Consider the following 18,274-nt stretch of genomic DNA (forward strand, 5'->3'; position numbering starts at 1 on the left):
CTTCGCCGAAGCTATAAACAGACTTTAACTACCGCCGGGGTGGGTCAGTTTTACTTCGGTAGGGTGGGTCAGTTTTCAACCGGTGTTGACAAATATCTCGTTTTAGGTCGAATTCGCTAGGCCCAGAATCGGCCCAGTGGTTCGGGTTTTTGAGCTGTTCGAAGTGGGAAAACTCGCATGCCCCGGATACTAAGGGACGATAAATATTGTCGCCTGCCTTGGGTACGGGTCCAGGCGTTTGCATGTCCGGAACCTTGTCTTGAAAACGATGATCGGTGAAGTAATCACGCAAATGACGCTTCTCACCAATCCGCATCAGATAAATCAATCGCTCTTCACCGACGCGATCACCGGTCAGCGCAACTGACGTGAAACCTGCAATCCATTGGCCTTCATGCTTAGTCCGGCGAATCATGGGTTTACAGGTCGCAAGGGTGAGTGTGTAGCCAAACGGGTTAGGCGCGAACCCCGTATCGTGGGTCATCTTGTAGCTGAATAGTTGCATCAAGACCTCCCCTAATCTGTATTGCAATCTGCCTTCCGGGCTTCAGGAGGCGCACGAGGTGGTGTTATCAAGCGGTGTAATTCTGAGAGTCAAAGTGAACCGTTCAATACATCGCACTGACGAAAGAAGCCCTATTCATCGATTCTGGTATGACCCACCTCAACTGACTGAACCGATTCCAATCTCGGTGGAGCCAAATATGAAGTCAACTACATTGACGGCACGAATCTTCACAGCTACTATCTTCTCTAAATAGAGAACAAAGATTCTTGATAGAAAAGCTGGGGTATCGCAGGGGAACCGAGGTGGGAATATGAGACTGACACCGTTTGGAGAAGCTGTACGGCTGCTTCGAATGAAATTCGATCTGTCCCTGAAGGCGATGGCTGAGGCCATGGGGATTAGCTCGGCTCATCTGAGTGGCATCGAGTATGGTGAAAAAAGACTTTCGGATAAGCACATTGAAGCGGCATTGGAGTTTTTTGCTAGTCGTGCAACTGATGAACAGATCTGCCAGCTAAGAATTTCCGCAGAACAATCGAAGGATGTGGTGAGCACTGCTGAGCTTGACTCCAACGCAAGGGGTCTTGTGGCGGCATTCGCTAGGCGCCTGCAAGAAGGGGCTACTCCGGGTGACGATATATTGAATTGGGTAAACCGAAGGACGTCAAAAGAGGATTGACAGTGACAACACTCTACTCGAATGGGAATTTACGAAGTCCATCGGGCCTGAGAGTCAGCCCACACAGCTATGGCTCTCTAGAAGAGGTAGCGTTGGGAGTCCGAAAGGTACTTCCAACTCTCCAAGGAGAGACATATAGCTTGGATTGCTGCCGAATCTTAGAGCACACCCTTCCTCAAGCTGGCTTCAATTACAGAATTGAAGAGGTTGCGGAGCTGGATGAATGCGCAGCATTTACCATCCCGGACCAGGGGCTCGTAGTCGTCAGAGAAGACATCTACGAATTGCTTCAGAAAGGAAATGTATTTGGACGAAGCACCGTCATTCATGAGATGGCGCACATCGTGCTCAAGCACGCGGCAAAATTGCACCGAGGAGCACAGCTGAAAAAGCACCAATTTTACGAAGACTCTGAATGGCAAGCCAAGGCTCTAACGGCAGCAATTATGATGCCCCTAGAAGCATGTAAAGAGGCAGAGTCCGCCGAACACCTAGCAAAAATTTGTGGAACCAGCGTTCAAAGCGCTCGCTTCAGAATTGATCGATTGGTTAAGGAAGGCAAAATTACTGGACAAAGGAGTCTATTTATCTAAATAAATAGACTCTAGAGAAAAAGCCCAAGAAGTGCCGCAAACACTTCTGGGCCTTGGTGAGGTGAAAAAGGGTCAACCAAACCACCCTGATCTCTGCACCGATGTCTTGAGGAAGACGCCGGGAGTGTAGTACCAGCAGTAGGTCAGGGCAAGCAAAAACCCTTCAATTTTCACGGGAGGGCCTCACATGGCTTACTCAACAGTGAAGAGCGTTTGGGTGCGTCAGTACCGCCGGTTCCGCTTTGGGCGGTGGGAAAGCGTTTGCCAGCACTGGCGCTCGCATCCTGACCAATTGTCTTTGTTCTGACGAACGGCAGGTGAATAGGCAGACCTTCCGGGGTCTGCTTTTACCGTTCCATCTGCGCCGCAGGTGAGTAGCTGCTCATGCCCGTAGAAAAAAAACATGTCTAAAAATTCAATCGATACCTAATCCCAACTGTTGCTTAACCCGTAGGGACTGATAACGAACAGGCTTAGTCAACTTTTTTACCACCCCTTCATCAGCCGCCTGGGCCAACCATTGAACAACCAGCGATTTGGGAAGTTCAAAACGTTCAGCGAGTGATTCAGTTGTATGAGGCTCGTCCATCTTCTCCAACTTTTGAAGAAAAAAACGATAGAAGCTTAGCTCGAAAGGCTCTTCCTTCAACAGGGGGACCTCTTCACTATCCAACCCACGTAGCCCTCCACTACCTGCAATGACCGACGCAGGACGTTTTGACGCGAGAGCATGATTCTGCTTTGAAGGCTGTTCTAGGCCAGCGATGTCCCTACGAACTTCTTCTTTGAAGGTGCTCTTGACTGACAACAGATCATCACTGGGCACAGAAGAAGACGCTACAGGTGCTGACAGCGCCACGGCGGCTAGCTCATCAAGCTTATCGCTACACCAATGTCCGCCCCTGTTTACAAGTTCTGCGTTGCCTGCATCAAGATCCGAGGTCCTCTTCACCCACAGAGGTATCCACCCATGCTTGAGGTTTTCTATAGCACCATTCCAAGTGCCTCCCTTGATACCTGAATGAACAACCAGTGCAGCTTGGCTGAGGCAATAAATATATTTATTACGGGCCATAGCGTTGCCCGCATTAAAACCCGCCTCTGGATGAAAGGGTGAAATGAGTACTAGATTGTTACTCATCAAACCACTACGCCATTTCGACGAAGTTACTGCCTTCAATAGGCTATCAGCCATCACGCCACAAGCCGTACCTTCGATCTCCAAACATCCAAGCATTGCCGCCTCATCAACACCTCTTGCACCGCCGGAAACCACTGAAATACCCGCCTCGGCAAACGTTTGTCCGGCCTTCCGGGTGAAATCTAGATCAGCGTCCACCGCGTTGCGCGAACCTATGATTGCAATACTTGCCTGGTTCAACAACTTAGCGTTACCGCAGCCAAACAACACAGGAGGGGCATCTGTACGCAGGTACTTTTTCAGCCTCCAAGGATAATCCTGATCCGAACGAGTGAGGACCCAGATACCCGCTCGACTCCATTTCTCCATTGCTAAGGCCAACGCATGGCCACGCCCAAGCAACTGCTCAATACGCGATACAGGAATCTTGGTATCTGACCAACCTCGCAACAGTGCAAGAGAATCGAGCGCGAGCAACTGCGCAGGGGTGTTCCCCTGCTCATTCAACCATAAAGCGAAGCGCCCCCATTCGCTAGGCGAAAGAGGCTTGGCCTCTCCTGTGGCCTTAGAGAAATGAGCGGTGAGCAACAAAATTGCTTGGGTGTTAGGGTTAATCATTAGTCATGTGATGCCGTAGAAGAGAGAGCTGTCGGGTAGACCGGACCGCTTCCGGCTCGTCGGAGCAATGCTGCGATGACGGTTAGAGTCCATCCGGAGTCGACCATGTCATCGAGCAGCAGTACAGGTCCGTTTGGTACAGCCCCTACAATTTCAAATACTCCATCAAGATTCTGGCACTGATGGAAGCGATTTCGTTGCAGCTTTTGCGCTTGATTATGACGTGTCTTGTGCACTGCATCGATAAACGGGATGTTGAGCTTCGCCGCCAGTCGGCGCGCGAAATCAGGAACAAGCTCAGGGTGGCCAAAGGAGGGAACGCAGCAGATCCATGTTGGAGCCGGCTCAGGCCTCCAACGTGCAGTAATCATATCTAACATGGCATCCACAAGGTCATCGTCAAAATGGTTCCCGGCCTTTCCATCGGCGACGAGCTGCCCCCAACCTGCATCACGCCAGCGTGATAGCACCCGACCTTCGTGAGCCTGAATTTCCGAGGGAAGGTTATAGGGGAAACCGTACTGTTCAAATGCACCTGTGGCCGTCTGCTTTCTGGGAGTAATTGGCATTTCAGCATTACGCATATAGGTTGCAGCAGAGTGCACCAACCCTTGGTTAACCGCGCTCGGCAAAATCGCCTGACCAAGACAATTGACGCAGCGACCGCAGTCTTCAGTTTCCGAATCATCCAGCGCCCGTCTCAGAAACGTCATCAAGCAGCCCCGTTCTTGTAAATAATCCTGAACTTGCTGCCATTCCTGCTCGCGCAAATGAGTCAAGCGGGTGATCCGTTCCTCATCTAGCTGGTAATGGATGGGGGTGCGCAACCACTTGGGACCATCCTTAATCAGAGGAGCAGGATTTTCAACACTGAGGTATTTCAGTACCTTTTCGATTTCGCCGCGGGCGAGATTAGTGTGCGTCTCTAACGAGGGAACGCTCAACCCATCAAAACGCGAAAGCGTATCCAGAATTTCCGTTACTTGCTCCGGTGAAGGGAAAGCAGAGCGTCGAAAAAAGGCATGAATATCATCATCTTCTGGACCTGAAAGCAGGATGCCTAGCGAGTGATCAATTGCCCTGCCAGCTCTCCCAACTTGCTGGTAATAAGCGACGATGGAGCCTGGTGCCTGATAGTGGATCACGAAACCCAAGTCGGGCTTGTCATAGCCCATACCCAACGCACCTGTAGCGACCAACACCTTAATATCATTTTGCAGTAGTCGATCTTCTAGATGGTGGCGATAGGTGCTGGTATCGGCGAAATCAGAATGCGTTATTTGGCTGTGGTAAGCAGCGGCATCTATCCCGTTTCTAATTAGCCATTCAGCGACCTGCTCAGAAGCACTCTGCGTAAGGGCGTAAACAATGCCAGCCCCTTCAAGCTGTGGAATGGTCTCAGCCAGCCATGCCAATCTGGATGCCTGATCAAACTGGGGCAGCGTTTGTAAAGCCAAACTCTCGCGAACTAATGGCCCACGTTGGATTTCTATCTCGCCCAACTGTTCGAGAATATCGGCTATCACCCTGTCGTTAGCTGTAGCGGTAGTCCCCAATACAGCCGTATTCGCGGGTAATACTCGCAGGATATTTACGATCCTTCGGTAATCGGGTCTAAAGTCGTGACCCCAGTCGGAAATGCAGTGAGCCTCATCCACAACCATCAAGCCGATCCGATCCGCAATCGGTTGCAGAACTTCCTCCACAAAGCCGTCATTGGCGAGTCGCTCTGGTGAGATCAACAAACAATCCAGCTCATCGGCTAGAACACCCTGCTTTACTTGCTCCCAGTCCTCGCGGTTACTTGAGTTCATGGTTCTAGCCCGAATACCCAAGCGATTGGCAGCCTCAATCTGGTTTCGCATTAGGGCGAGCAGAGGGGAAATGATAATTGTTAAGCCCACCCCACGATCACGCAAAATCCGCGTGCTTATGAAATAGACCGAGCTTTTTCCCCATCCCGTACGCTGAACAACCAAGAGTTTCTGTCGTTGATTGACCAACGCATCAATCGCTTCCCATTGCCCACTGCGAAACTGTGCTGTTGGATCACTTAAAGCTGTCTTGAGTAGCTGTTCCGCGTCATTGCGATTCATCTTCATCGATCCTTCGTATGCCGGCGGCTCACTGGAGTCAGGCAGAGCCTCGTGGGTTCTATCAAGACGCAGCAGAGCACATTCTGTCTCTGGGATGCAATGGAGCCTCACACCAACGCGCAGGCCATATCGAAAGCTGTCCGGATGGTGATTGTCTGCGGTTATGAAGGAGCTTGGACGACGTCGTCGAGAAGATCGAAAGTGGCAGGCTTGAGCGGATCAAGCCAATCCGCTTTTTCGCGCCCCCAATGGAGCAGTTCTAGTTGCTCCGCCGAAAGCTCGTGGCGTTCGGCGGTCTGCTCCAAAGCATTGAGATACTCACGAATGGCTTGCGCACGCCGCCAGTTCTGCGCATCGACTTCAAGCTTCGCCAGCCGCTGTTTTTCCGCGTCTTGTCGACGTTTTCGCTCCAGCGCAATGGCGCGAACGCGCTGACGCTCGGCGTCTTCAATCGCCTGATGTTCATTGCGAACCAGAAACCCGACCGCTCTGGTGGCCATCAGACCAATGAGTTTGTTGAGCTGTTGCTCCACCGAGTGACGATCCGAATCCGTGATTTTTCCGCCATAACCATCATCGGCCATCACCTGGAGTCGCCCGGACGGCGTGAATTGCCATTTCGGCCGATAGCTCCAGCCGCCCTTGGCTTTTTCGGCTAACTGAGCAGCCGATGGCAAGTAATCTGAACGCAAGGACGGCTCATAAAGACGTAAACGCAGTGCATCGCCAAACATCACGACCTCGACTTGGTGTTTCCCTTGCTGAACAGCATACCCACGTTTCTCCAAGGCCTTCAGCAGCGTGTCCGCCACTCTCAAGGCGCGACTTTTCAGCGCGGCAGAAACCGAAATATTCAGCCCGTGGCCGCGCGTCTGGGGCATTCCGCGCTGATCGATGATCGGTCGGGCCAATGCCTCGCGAGCAGCCGCCACAACGGGATGCCATATCGTCATGCGCTCCGGTATCACAATTTGGTTTTCGGGCTGCTGCTCAAAGCTCAGCACGTGCTGTAGCCGGCTGTCCACGGCTTCAGCGGCCTGGGCCTGAAGAGTGGGTTGTCCGGCGGGTCGATACAGATAACCGGGATGGCCGGTGTATTCCCGCAGCTTGGAGCGAGGGGGCACGCGCTTGCCGGCCTTGACCTTGGCCCAATAACCGCGTGGCGGGGTTGCGATTTGTAAGCGAGCACAGAGCTTTTTCAGTCCGACGTCGGACAGGCCGTAGCGTGGCGCCACCAGTTGCACCGGCTCGGACCAGACCTCACCCAGCAGCTTTGCCCGGTCATACAGCTCAGTCATTGAACGAATCCTCGATTATGCGCAGCGCGGTTCGACTCCCTATAGGTCTGCGCTGAGCACCACTCAACAAGCCCCCGGACCCTGGCGTGCGCGCCGTGGGTTCCTGATAAAGCCACGCCTGGTTCGGGTGAACGGCTTCCTGAACGCAGCGCGAGGTTGTGCATGGCCCCGGTGTCCACACGGCCATCAACCCGGCGATTCCCACCCCTTCACCCGCGAGTCTTCTGGTGTATCAGCGAGCAGTTGCTCCAGACTCAGCTTTTTGCGACCCGGCCGCACGATCAGCATGTCCTGACCGACCCTGGAGCATTCCACCACCGAACCCGCCGTCAAGTGGTTCTGCGCCACAAATTCATCCGGCAAGGTGAGGACCAGGGCCCCTTTGAAGCGACGCAGTACCAGCGTATTCATCAGGATGTCCTCAGGTTCATTGCAACAGTTCGGTGGCAGAAGGGCAGATCGACCCACGGCTGACCCCAGTGCAATTCGCAGTAGGCCGTTTGAACAACGGTTTGAATTCGCTGTCAGCTCAGGACGCCATGTTCGACTTGTCCAATCAACGTTAGCAGCGCCTGTCTCTCGACGGCCGTGGCCAGCATGTCCTTTGGACGACGCCCACCGAGTCCATACTGCGGCGTGTCCATCCACCCTTTGGCCATGCCGGTATCACCCTCGAAGAGACAGCTCGCGTGCACCAGCACCAAGGCGATTTGAAACAGTTGATCGCTTTCACGGCTATTAAACCGCCCGCGCTGGCGTCGGCGTCGCAACGTTGAGGAGGAAATCGAAAGCCATGCCCTCAGTTCAGAGGACGTCAGCTGAAACACGCTGATCAGGTAATCCCACACAGAAAAGGGGAAGCCGAGGCGAACCAGGCCCAGCAGGTGCTCACCTTGCGAAGGAAGGCCCAAACGCTGCCAATAGGCATCCTTCATCTGGCCGTCATGGGCTAACAGGCTCATCGCGTTTCTCCAAGCGGTAGAACACCTCAATCAATGCAGGCAGTATCGCGAGCCCAGTCGTGCAGCGGTGCTGAATAAGCTCAGCAAATGCGTCAGGGACTTGCGTCCTCCGTGAGTGTGAAAATTCACGATGAGAAAGCGCTCGCGGTCGCTTGTTTCAATCAAATACCGATGCTGATACTCCAGCACTTGGCTAATTGGCTCCGAAAGGATCAATGCCCCATCACGGTACTCCAAGCTCTTGTAAACCGTACCTATCACGCAATAACTGCTGATGTAGGCATCGAGGAGGTAGCCGGTGATCCACTGCTCGGGGTAACTTTCCAGCAGGGCGCTGAGCAACATTCGCACTTTTCGGTCGGTCAGCATTGATTCACCTCCACCTCGGGATGGACGCATCGATGGATGCCGAGTCAGCCAACGGAATGCACCTGACAGTCTCGACTGAGGCTGCGTAAACCTGTTTTTTTGCGTAAACCGGTGCGGTTTACGCAAAAAAACAGGTTTACGCGGCCTCTACTGGCAGTGGCGTGCCGTGGGATGAACCCCTTTCAGCGAAATCTTGAGAAATGCGTCCAATAATCGACGGCCACCCTCTCGGGCAAAACTGACGATCACATAAAAGCTGCCGCTCGCTGTAATGCAGACCCAATGACGTTCCCGCTCTTCGACGCGATAAATGTCCGACGTTCGAATCGTGTGTCCGTCACGCAGCCAACCATCCGGTCTCGCTTTCGCATGACCGTACACTTGCCCGACACAACAACAGGCAACCATCCGCACGTTGATCAGATAACCCGTCACGGGAGCCTCAAACTCCGTGCGCCTGGCGCGCGCCAGCTGGCGTAAAGCGTAATGACTGACAGGAGCCATTGCTTACCTCCAGAACCCGATTGAAGCAGTACCTCGCCAGCCATCACACTCACTGCGAAGGCGGGCACACTTAGGATCGATAGGCGCACATGGCTCAGTTACTTCGCCACTCAACGCTCGCGCCGTACAACCAGCCCTTATGCCAACACGGGAGAGGTACTGAAACGCTCTCGTTTGCTGGGCTGGGCTGCCCTGACCAAATCGTCGATGCGCAGCAATACGCCGCGTCTAGTACCCTGGCCGGTTCTTGGTGCGAGCGCAGGTTCAACCCCGCCGGGTACCAATCCTCGCAACATCCAAATGGATTTCGTATCGTTGCGGCGCGCCAAGTCGGCTAGCACGGCAAACTCAGAGGTGAACTCCAACAACCCGGACAGCGGAATCACCCAATGCAATTTGCCATTGACTGAGTCTCGATGCGCCTTCAAAAAACCGGTCTCAATCCATTCCTTAATCGACTCATGCTTCCAACCGCGAAGACGCGAGAGCTGGGTAATATCAAAGCCTCAAGCTCCACGACGGTGTACAAACGCTCCTTCATCGCACGACCAATGGGGTCACGCTCCAATGACGACTGCGACTTCGTGGATCCAGGTAGCGTATTGATCAGACCAGACTTCAGCGTGCCGAAAAACCGCTCGATAAATGGTTTGGCCTGCGGCTTTCCAGCCATCGGGTAGTCAATCGTGGTGTTCAGATAACGCAGTGCATTCAGCACCACACCGCCGTGATGTTCCTGCGCATTGTCGAGAACGATCGTCTCGATTGCCGCCGGAACCAACCAGGGATTGTTTAGCCGATAACGCTCGCTGAATGCCTCACCTTTTGGCGAAAAGCAAAATTCAAGCGCGGACAATACGAAGTCCTGAGAGGGCTTTTTGATGCCGCATTTGAGCATGGGAACTGCGCCCGTGGCCGCGTCAATGCCAGCATACAAAGTGGGTCGGCCAATCGGCTGGCCTTGTGCATCGCAGCAAATGATGTCAAGTGGAGTCGCATCGACTTCAACCCTTTCGTACGGACGCGCCACCAACAACTTGCGGATTGCCGTGCGCATCTCTTGATCGTGTGTAGCTTTCGACACTCGGCCTTTGATAATCATAGTTTGCTCCATCGCGTGAATACGACGAGAGACACTGCGACGTGAAATGCCACGAAAAGGCGCATTGCGCTGAGCGGCACGCTCTCGGCACTGGTGATTCACCAATTTGGTGATTTGGCTGACGTTGAACTTGTCGGTCTGAAAATACGACCGCATGATTTCATCGGTCACGGTTTCCTCGAAATCCAGATCTTCAAGGGTCTGCATCCGACGTTTGTTGCCACGGGCACTGAATCGCGGTGCCAGTTGGTCCATTGAGCTAGCGAGGCTCGACGACTTGCGCCAACGCTGAATCGTCCGCGTGGAGGGTAGGGCCACCTTCAACTGGTTGCAGCGGGCTTTCAGACTCTCAACCGTCTCTGCCCAGGAGCAACCGTCACGACGCGCTTCGTCAATGTTCTCAAGCAGCTCCAGCCGTTGATCCAGCGTATTGCGCTCACTCTGTGTCAAGTTGCGCACCGGCATGGGTTGGACGGCGGACATCGGTGGGCCGTAGACACGACGGTATTGGCCTTGCGCGAAACGTTGCTGAAAATCATCGGTGTTTAGGACGAACTCTTCACCCCGCGAGCCTTGCAGGACAATTTGAGAGATCTCCGGGCGAATGGACGTTACCCGGAGCACCTGGTCGCGTTCGAGGATGATGCTATCGACTGACAAGGCGCGGTTCATGGGTACACCTCCAAAACCTGGAGGTGAGACAGATCGCCATTAGCCGCACGTACTGTGCTGGTTGGCGAGAAGAGGGGAATGGAAAAATCGGCCGTCAGCAGCCCAGTCAGCAGACCCGCAAGCACTCCGATTCGGCCAGACGTCAAATGCAAGGAAAGTTCTTCGGTCAACCAGTCGGAACGGGAGTCGAGCAAGGTGCTTATTTCTCTTTCCGCTGTTGCACGAGTCGACTCAAGATACCCAGCTCGCAGATGGTGCAGACTAGACAGTGCCTGCATGACCGTCGGCGACACTGCGCTGTCCGGGATAATCATGAAGCCAATACCGTGCTGGCGCAGACCGCTCTCAATGCCTGCACGCTTAGCCTCGAACTCCTCAATAAACCGAGAATGCTTGGCATCAATGGCCAGAGCGCTCCCATCATCAAGTCGGCAGAGGAAATCGGGTGTGTAGAAACGCGGCTTAACGCCTGGCCGTGGACAGTAATGCTGACGAGATGGCAGCACCTCGTTGCTCTGCAATTCGAGAGAGAAGGGCTGCGCCGTCAGTTCGATCACGCGCGGATCAATATCCAGCATCACCCCGATATCGCGCTCAAGCGCGCTTTCAACGCGCAAATCGCCACCCTTGCTTTTCAGCGATTTGAATACGAGTGCGCGTCGCCCACGCTTTATTCTGCGGGAAACATCCCTTGCAAAAGAGGGACTATCGATGTCTTTGATCATGCTGGTGTGCTCCTACGATGCACTGGAAAGTGTTATTCGTCGTAGAAGAAAGTCAAATGACTTTAATATCTAATTAACTATAAAAACTGTGCTTACTTAAACAATAAAAGACAATGGAACAAAATTTTTCCCAGCAATTCAACAAATTGAAAAACCTCCCATAATTCAATTAGATATAATAAATAAATTAAGTTACGAATAATTTTAGACCAGTGGTAGCGGATAAATGCCTACGCAACTAACCTAAGGCAGCAATCGCCATTCTCGGCACCTCTACTAACGTCCAAATACGGTGTTAGAGATGGTCCGTTAGCGTTCATACCTCCCACATCAGCTTGCTTTAACGAGCCGAAGCATAGCGAGACCTAAAAAAGTAATCAATACTTTTTTGACGATGGCTGCGAATTTGTTTAACCTAATACGCTCTGTCCCTCCACCTGCACGAGACGCCAATGACCCAAGATGAGCAACTCCTCGAACAGTTGATGGCGGTTTTCGTTGACCTGTCTTGGGCCGAAGCTCTGCCGCTGGTTTTGCAAACCACGGCGTGGGCTAGCTTATCGCGTACCGAATCTCTACCGGTGGATCTCACGCTACCCCGTCAAATGAACCTGTCGCCGCGGGAGCAAGCAGAGAATTTCAGATGCGTACAGCCGCTGATTTCCTCTCACCTGACCAGTACATCTTGGACAGTCGACGCGACTCTCTTGCGGCACCTTCCACTGTTAATTGAAAAGGTCGTCCTGCTGGAGAAGCAAGGGCTGCGGAAATGGTGTGCAGACGACGTAATGTATTGGTCATCTGAACCAACACCAGCGACGAGCGCTATTGCCCCTAGCCTGGCCAGTTTTCTGGTTTCCCTCGCGACTTTTGACGCTCCTGATCACATCTACCTTCCATGGGAACGGTCAGGCCAACTCGCGGCACGCTGTCGTCGTAGAAACATTGATTGCTGGATCGAGTCATCCACACCGTTGGCGGTGGATCTGGTGTTGGCTCAGCTCAGTGGTGCATACCCCCAGATTTACAAAAACGACCCGGTTCTATCGCCTGCCCAGTCAGAGTCGGGCCAACTCAAACAATTCCCGGTCAGCCTGAGCATCCTTGAACCAGCTCAGCGTTATTCATTGAAAGACATCGAGAACGATCCACACGAACGTTTTCCAGAAAAAACCCATTCGAACATCGTTCTGAGTGTCAGACACCTCCTGGCCCAGACCCACGGCAAAATCGTGGTCGTCGTCCCGAATGGCTTACTCTTTAATGCGGGCGCTGAAAGGCTGCTTCGAGCTGATTTGCTTCAGAAACGGATGATCCACACCGTCATCGGACTACCTGACGGGCTGTTCTCACGATCTTCGACTGCCAATTCAGTGCTTATTCTCGATACGGTGAAACCTTCCGACTCCATTCGATTCGTGAAGATAACGGAGGAGTTCACCGAGAGCGGATCCAAAAGATGCACTGAACTGGCCAACCTTCCACAGCTGCTTAGGGCAACGCGGGACCGCGATAACAATCCGATGGCGATCAATGTGGCCGTCAGCGCGATTGCGCGAGATGAATGCAATCTTGAGCTAGGCCGCTATTTGCTCGACGAGCAAACTCGCAAACTGAGTGCAGTGCTGGCCATGCAGCACACCACCAAAATGTTCGATCACTTTGAAGTTGTCCGTGCGCGCCAGCACGCAACGAGCGCGCAAGGCGTATCTGTTCGAGAAGTTCAGGCTGCCGACTTACCTGATTATGGGTACGTGCTAAGTGCAAGCAAAGACTCATTATTCGACCTCAGCACTCCCAAGGCGCAGAGTTATTTTATCCAGCGAAACGACGTGTTGATTTGCCTAAAAGGGGCAGTGGGGAGAGTCGGCATGGTGAAATCCGCTCCTGAAAGAGGAGCGGGCGGGTGGGTCGCAGGTCAATCGTTGGCCATTCTACGCACCCGGTCCTCTGGCCATTACGACCCAGGGGCGCTGACGGTCTACTTACGTTCGCCCATGGGTCAAGCCCAACTCAGTCGACTGGTAGTAGGGAGCAGCATTCCCACGCTGCAAGGTTCGGCGCTCAAAGAACTGGAAATACCTACGATGAATATCGTGCAACAAGGAATGGCCGTCGAAGCTCTGGAAGAGGAGGCGTCCGTGCAGTCCGAGATTGAGGCGTTGCGTCAAAAGCAGTCCAAGATTGCCTCAGCGCTGTGGATACTCTAAACCGATTTGCACCGTAGTCTTCTTCTGACGTTTCTACGCTCAATGGCAGGCCAAGTGCTCAGAGTCGCTTGATGGTCGGTGCGACGATGCCGTCGCTTCAACTCTCATCACTTAAAAAGTTGTAGGTACTCGTGCCAGATGAACTGGATGCCGAGAAAATGTGCGACGCAGTGGACGCTGAAACGCGGCTTGAAGCGGCCATCGAGCTTAAACGCGAACAGACGGCCCTTTCAGCCGAGTTTTTGACGCTAGCTGCAATAGGGCAGCGTGACCCAGCTTCTCGCTGAGGTCGCTCAGCGGACCCTGAGGGGTACCAGCAGCCAACCTTATAAGTTGCAACTTTTAATTGACGAGTTACCAGTGACAAGATAGATTTGCTCCTACAGCCACTGCCTAGGAGTCAACATGCTTCCCTACCCATCCTCTCCCGAGTTCCCAGCCGCCCTGAAAGCCCGTCGTGAGTCGCTTGGCATGAGTCGCTCGGCCTTGGCCCGCGAAGCCAAGATCCATGTGGTCATGCCGCGTCGCTACGAAGAATCTGACTGCGGGGAGTTCGCTCGACCTCGTGTCGACACCACTTGGCTGGCCTTGAACAAAGCGCTCGGGTACGACATTCCAGACGACATTTTGGGATCGCTGGTGCAAACGCCCCTTACTCCCTCAGCCGATGGGGAAAACAGTACAACGAATGCTGAAGGTGCGAAGGCTCTGACTCTCGCGGAAGCCAAAGCCGGTCTGGCACTTACGTTTGGTGTGGACGTCGACCGCATCGAAATCACCATTCGTGGTTGATGCGCACAAAACCATCATCAACCAATGATTAAAGTTGCAACTTAAAGGTTCCACAAATGAACACTACGCAGGCTTCGCATTGGGACAAGGCTTCGGAAACCCTGAAACACAACGTTGCAGCAATGCCGTTCGGCCAAGAGCGCAAGATTCGCGAGATCATTGGCGAAAGGCCTTGGGCGCCACTGCAACGAACCACACGTCATCGCTTCGGCAAACACGTACGCGCTAACCCTGAGCGCTATGGGCTGGTATTCGCACGCATGGCGGGAAGCATCGCCGTTTACAAAAAGTTGCAGATCTGACCGATTAAAGTCGGGTCTTGGGACACCTGTCGCCAATTGATCGGGTTCACTCAGTGAGCCCGTCGCGTTGTCCCAGTTGCCCGGCATTGCTGCAAATAATGCAGCTAACGTTATGTTAAGCGATACCTCGACCTGCCCGTAGGCATTAGGCGCCATGTTTTTTTGCGGTAAAAAGTGATCTTCCCACTCCGTTACCCGGCGACGCTAGCCGATCTTCAGACAAAGAAAAACCCCAGCGTTTTTGAGAGCCCTGGGGTTTTTTTCGCGGTCAGTGCTTTAGTGATCGCCTTGGAATTACTTCCCGTCCTGCTTAACTTTATCGAGTTAACGAAATGTTCGGCACTCGCCACGATGTTGCTTCTCGGCACTGAGGGATCCTTTGACGTAACCAATGAGCCCAAAAACTGCGATAGATGCGAGCGCTCCAACACCGAAACCAAAGCCCATCGCTACATCCATGCCAAGGTACTTATTGAGTGCTGTAGGTAGACCAAACATCACCAAGCCACCTATGCCGGCCCCGATGACCGCTCCGAACAGTCCCGCTTCATGTTTCTCTTTCTGGGTAGCCCCCCAAACAACTGTCCCGAGACAACCTTGACAGGTGGTCACCCCCCCGTTGAATTGAAAGTGACAATGACCACACGTGTAGGTTTGAACTGACATCGGCGACTCCTTTTGACTTTTTTCGCTGATCTATCTTCCGTTGACAGGCGGGTGTACCTAATTCAACGCTACATTCCTTATCGGCACTTGAGGGATATTCCTCACTCGAGTCGGCGCTTTCTGGCCAAAAAATCAGGACGTTTGCCCTATTTTGGTTATCGGTAACTATCCAAGCACGATTCGGCTATAAGTCGCCAATTCTCGGCCCGTAATTTTGCAACCAGTGTGGAATCGCTCACCACTTTGAAGCCTTTGCTGCTGAAGAGGTCGCAAACCTCGTAGCTTGTAGGCTATCAGTGTGGAGCAGAAGGCATCAAACGACCGGCAGGCCGTATTGCTATAAGGAGTAGATCCCTCTCGACTGGCACCACGCAGATCAGCCCTCGCAGCGCGAGGGCTTTATGCAAGCACTACAGATCAGGTGAGGTCGACCACCGGAGCAGTGGGGCCATACGCCTTGACTGCCGCAATACCACCATCCCGGGATTGAGCAGTGGTATAGGTTTCACTCTTCCCGATTACCTGCCCATTGCTTGCATGAAGGGTGAAATAGTACTGGCTGTTTACCGACGTCAACTTCTTGTAGTTGCCGTCATAGGGGGAGTTGACCTTCACGGACTGGATACCATTCTGGCAGTTCGCCTTGGTGGTATAGCCTTCGCTGGCCAGGATCTTTTCGCCGTTCGGGGCCTTCAGACGGAAGTAGTACTGACGGTCCGTTCCCATGAAAATTTCGTATTTGGCGCTCATGTTCAGGCTCTCCTATTTCTCTTTCCGAACGCCTTTGAAAGGCGTCTTATCCGAGGTTTTTACGTCCATGAACTGACCAGTCTCGGTGTCACGCTTGACCCAGTGGCCAGACGGAGTTTGAGTTTGAGAGCGTTGGCGCACCGCACCATTGCGATGCCCATCACCACTTGGAGGGTTAGTAGCCATATCAGTCACCATTCTGCTTTATTGATCCAGTTTAACCAGGGAATGTATAAATCCCTTGCCGTCGGAACAAACCTTACGCCCAGGTTCTGGATTTGTAAAGCGGTTTAATCAGAATTTCCGATGGCGAGGTAAACGTACTCGATGCCACCCGATTCGGCTGCTTCCTCAGCCCTAAGGATGTACCCCTGGTCCTTGAGCTTTTTTAACTTGGTGCTGGCATTAGGAACCGAGATCTCCAGCATTTCCGCTACTTGCGCTGCCGTAACTGAACGCTGAGACAGCACACACTCCAGCAGTTCTCGATTGGAAGGGCTGATCTCTGGACCGATGACGTCATAGCGATCGTCCGCCCAAACTGTCAGGGGGATCTCTTTCGCTTGGGCCGCATAGCTCCAGTTGTCGAGCAGATCTCGGCTCTTCACATTCTTGAGGTAGAAGCCACGCTCCCCCTTGAAAAGCTTAGCCACGGCAACGACACTTTCCCTCGGAAAGGATGCATCAGTCGCCTCAATGCCAGCAAGGGAGATCCCAAATGTGGAGATCTGCGGGTGCGAGTGAACGAAATCGAGCAGCTTCGCAAAAGCGGCCTTACCCTGAACGTTGCCGAAGGGATGGTCGTCTTCAGTGAAGTCGATTAGGTTGACAGAGATAGATTTCTGATTCATTTGCCCAGTTTAACGAGAGAGCCTTAGCTGTCAATAAAGAAGTCGAAGCAGATATGCGTTCCCAAAATGGTCGGCATATTCACGCGCGAGACGCTCCTATTGAACTGACCATCGCTGTAAACCATTGTCAGCTCGAAATTTTTCTGCCTTACGGTGACGGTTGCATTGAAACCCGCTGCCACATCGCCACTACGTTTCAAGCCGAGACCACGGCCGTCATCCTCAGAGCTGGAGATGCGACCCTGCTTAAAGACATGCAATACCAACTCCGGCCCTGCCTCAGGCTTTGAGAAATCGAGCTGCCGAAATAGTTCCTGGTATTTATGCTCCAGTACGGGTTGTAGGCTGCCCACAATGCCAATCCCGCTGTCAGAAATCACTGTCTGGATTTTCTTACCTTTCGGGTAATACTGGAGCGCAGCAAAGCCCGGAATTTCCGACTTGGCATGATCCCTCACGTTTCCGAATAGCTCCGAGATAAACGTGAATGCTGATTGTGAATAGCGCTCTCCAGCACAATTCACTAGGCTGTTTTTCAGGCGTTTAGGGATCGACTCGTCAGGGGTCCGATGATCAATGGAGGCAAGTTCGACCACCCCCTGGTTGTTACCACGGTAGGCTACAGCTCCGGAATGAGCAGGACGCTGCGGGATCACGTCCACTTTTCCTGCCAAGTGGTCAAAAAAGCCCAAACGATTGAAATAGGTCAGGGTCGTTCTGCACGCGCTAAGGTCAATCGAGGCAGTCTTACCCACCATCACAAGCTGGTTGCACAACGCTAAAAGCCTGGCTGCCGCGTCGACCATGATCTTGCAACCTTTGGGCACGACAAAAGCGACCTCAGAGCAGTTTCCATCAAGAGGTGATCCAGTGGCTGCCAGCACCTCTTCAAACGATGCAGCTCCAACCCAGGCCTCTTCTTCGAGCACAACCGTCAGCTTGTTACCCGCAGCCAACGACCAGCGTTGCTCATCATCATGGGTAAATGTTTCAGGGTTTTTGTAGAGAAGGGAGTTAACGGCCCCTTTCTCGACACCCAGCTGCCGTGCAATTTCCCTTCCCTTCGTTCCCGGATTCAACCTGAGAAAGCGTACGATTTCAGCAATCATCAAAGCAAAAAACCACCTAGTTTCCTTGGCTAAGCCTGGTTCCTCAGGACGACACTCTATCGCCCTCACCAAGCCACTGTCCCTTACAGGCGGTCTTGCTAGAAGAGCATCCAAAGGGTTTACGCGTTAGATGGCAATACGATGGCCTATCTGACCGATTAGATCCAGCACTATGCGCGATTCGACTCACAGGTGGGTAATTTCCTATGGCAGCAATGAAACTAAACTCTTATGCCAACGCCTCCAACGACTCGGAGGGACGTTAGCCAGTCCTTGAGCAAAGCCGTCAGGAACGCGAATCCCGCCCCGTTAGGTAACCGTGATAGC

Annotated in this window: 19 protein-coding genes; 5 read left to right on the forward strand and 14 right to left on the reverse strand. The window is 53.0% G+C overall.

What is annotated here, in order from left to right; translation table 11 throughout:
- Window positions 1-28: 28 nt before the first annotated feature.
- Window positions 29-505, reverse strand: coding sequence for an Nmad2 family putative nucleotide modification protein (locus HU806_RS10235; RefSeq protein ID WP_186611269.1), 477 nt, complete (start codon window positions 503-505; stop codon window positions 29-31).
- A gap of 355 nt (window positions 506-860) precedes the next feature.
- On the opposite strand from HU806_RS10235, the gene HU806_RS10240 reads away from it, so the two are divergent.
- Entirely contained in the window at window positions 861-1,187 is a 327-nt protein-coding gene (locus tag HU806_RS10240; protein ID WP_186611270.1) for a helix-turn-helix domain-containing protein, read from the forward strand.
- A 140-nt stretch (window positions 1,188-1,327) separates the two neighbouring features.
- Entirely contained in the window at window positions 1,328-1,780 is a 453-nt protein-coding gene (locus HU806_RS10245) for an ImmA/IrrE family metallo-endopeptidase (RefSeq protein ID WP_202884430.1), read from the forward strand.
- A 415-nt stretch (window positions 1,781-2,195) separates the two neighbouring features.
- Here HU806_RS10245 and HU806_RS10250 read toward each other — a convergent pair whose 3' ends face one another.
- The 9 genes from HU806_RS10250 to HU806_RS10290 all read right to left on the reverse strand — a co-directional run bounded on the left by HU806_RS10250 (window position 2,196) and on the right by HU806_RS10290 (window position 11,267).
- Entirely contained in the window at window positions 2,196-3,539 is a 1,344-nt protein-coding gene (locus tag HU806_RS10250) for a DNA-processing protein DprA (RefSeq protein ID WP_186611272.1), read from the reverse strand.
- Window positions 3,539-5,635: a RecQ family ATP-dependent DNA helicase gene (locus HU806_RS10255; RefSeq protein ID WP_186611273.1), complete on the reverse strand. Its 2,097-nt coding sequence runs from the start codon at window positions 5,633-5,635 to the stop codon at window positions 3,539-3,541. Before HU806_RS10255 ends, HU806_RS10250 begins: the two co-directional genes overlap by 1 nt.
- A gap of 161 nt (window positions 5,636-5,796) precedes the next feature.
- Entirely contained in the window at window positions 5,797-6,933 is a 1,137-nt protein-coding gene (locus HU806_RS26465; RefSeq protein WP_238350152.1) for a hypothetical protein, read from the reverse strand.
- Window positions 6,934-7,119: 186 nt separating this feature from the next.
- Complete coding sequence (locus tag HU806_RS10265) at window positions 7,120-7,344, reverse strand: AbrB/MazE/SpoVT family DNA-binding domain-containing protein (RefSeq protein ID WP_186611274.1); 225 nt, start codon at window positions 7,342-7,344, stop codon at window positions 7,120-7,122.
- 113 nt (window positions 7,345-7,457) lie between these two features.
- Complete coding sequence (gene parS, locus HU806_RS10270; RefSeq protein ID WP_186611275.1) at window positions 7,458-7,895, reverse strand: Xre family toxin-antitoxin system antitoxin; 438 nt, start codon at window positions 7,893-7,895, stop codon at window positions 7,458-7,460.
- A gap of 30 nt (window positions 7,896-7,925) precedes the next feature.
- Window positions 7,926-8,264, reverse strand: coding sequence for a hypothetical protein (locus tag HU806_RS10275; protein ID WP_186611276.1), 339 nt, complete (start codon window positions 8,262-8,264; stop codon window positions 7,926-7,928).
- 147 nt (window positions 8,265-8,411) lie between these two features.
- Window positions 8,412-8,768 (reverse strand): hypothetical protein, encoded by a 357-nt coding sequence (locus HU806_RS10280; RefSeq protein ID WP_186611277.1) that lies wholly within the window; start codon window positions 8,766-8,768, stop codon window positions 8,412-8,414.
- 424 nt (window positions 8,769-9,192) lie between these two features.
- Complete coding sequence (locus HU806_RS10285) at window positions 9,193-10,542, reverse strand: TnsB C-terminal domain-containing protein (RefSeq protein ID WP_186611278.1); 1,350 nt, start codon at window positions 10,540-10,542, stop codon at window positions 9,193-9,195.
- Entirely contained in the window at window positions 10,539-11,267 is a 729-nt protein-coding gene (locus tag HU806_RS10290) for a hypothetical protein (protein WP_186611279.1), read from the reverse strand. The genes HU806_RS10285 and HU806_RS10290 overlap by 4 nt, the downstream gene beginning before the upstream one ends.
- 452 nt (window positions 11,268-11,719) lie before the next feature.
- Here HU806_RS10290 and HU806_RS10295 point away from each other — a divergent pair, with 452 nt between their 5' ends.
- The 3 genes from HU806_RS10295 to HU806_RS10305 all read left to right on the forward strand — a co-directional run bounded on the left by HU806_RS10295 (window position 11,720) and on the right by HU806_RS10305 (window position 14,571).
- Window positions 11,720-13,477: an N-6 DNA methylase gene (locus HU806_RS10295; protein ID WP_186611280.1), complete on the forward strand. Its 1,758-nt coding sequence runs from the start codon at window positions 11,720-11,722 to the stop codon at window positions 13,475-13,477.
- Between the two features lie 405 nt (window positions 13,478-13,882).
- Complete coding sequence (locus tag HU806_RS10300) at window positions 13,883-14,269, forward strand: helix-turn-helix domain-containing protein (RefSeq protein WP_186611430.1); 387 nt, start codon at window positions 13,883-13,885, stop codon at window positions 14,267-14,269.
- A 56-nt stretch (window positions 14,270-14,325) separates the two neighbouring features.
- Entirely contained in the window at window positions 14,326-14,571 is a 246-nt protein-coding gene (locus HU806_RS10305; protein WP_186611281.1) for a hypothetical protein, read from the forward strand.
- A 324-nt stretch (window positions 14,572-14,895) separates the two neighbouring features.
- On the opposite strand, the gene HU806_RS10310 is transcribed toward HU806_RS10305, so the two are convergent.
- From HU806_RS10310 to HU806_RS10325, 4 genes are all read right to left on the reverse strand, one after another.
- Complete coding sequence (locus HU806_RS10310; RefSeq protein WP_186611282.1) at window positions 14,896-15,237, reverse strand: hypothetical protein; 342 nt, start codon at window positions 15,235-15,237, stop codon at window positions 14,896-14,898.
- 417 nt (window positions 15,238-15,654) lie between these two features.
- On the reverse strand, window positions 15,655-15,987 hold the full coding sequence (locus tag HU806_RS10315; protein ID WP_186611283.1) for a YegP family protein: 333 nt from the start codon (window positions 15,985-15,987) through the stop codon (window positions 15,655-15,657).
- 290 nt (window positions 15,988-16,277) lie between these two features.
- Window positions 16,278-16,838: an ArsR family transcriptional regulator gene (locus HU806_RS10320; protein WP_186611284.1), complete on the reverse strand. Its 561-nt coding sequence runs from the start codon at window positions 16,836-16,838 to the stop codon at window positions 16,278-16,280.
- A 23-nt stretch (window positions 16,839-16,861) separates the two neighbouring features.
- A complete protein-coding gene (locus tag HU806_RS10325; protein WP_186611285.1) occupies window positions 16,862-17,947 on the reverse strand; it encodes an ATP-binding protein in 1,086 nt (361 codons plus the stop codon).
- Window positions 17,948-18,274: the final 327 nt, after the last annotated feature.

It is taken from the genome of Pseudomonas sp. SWRI154 (assembly GCF_014268645.1).
GTDB lineage: Bacteria > Pseudomonadota > Gammaproteobacteria > Pseudomonadales > Pseudomonadaceae > Aquipseudomonas > Aquipseudomonas marvdashtae.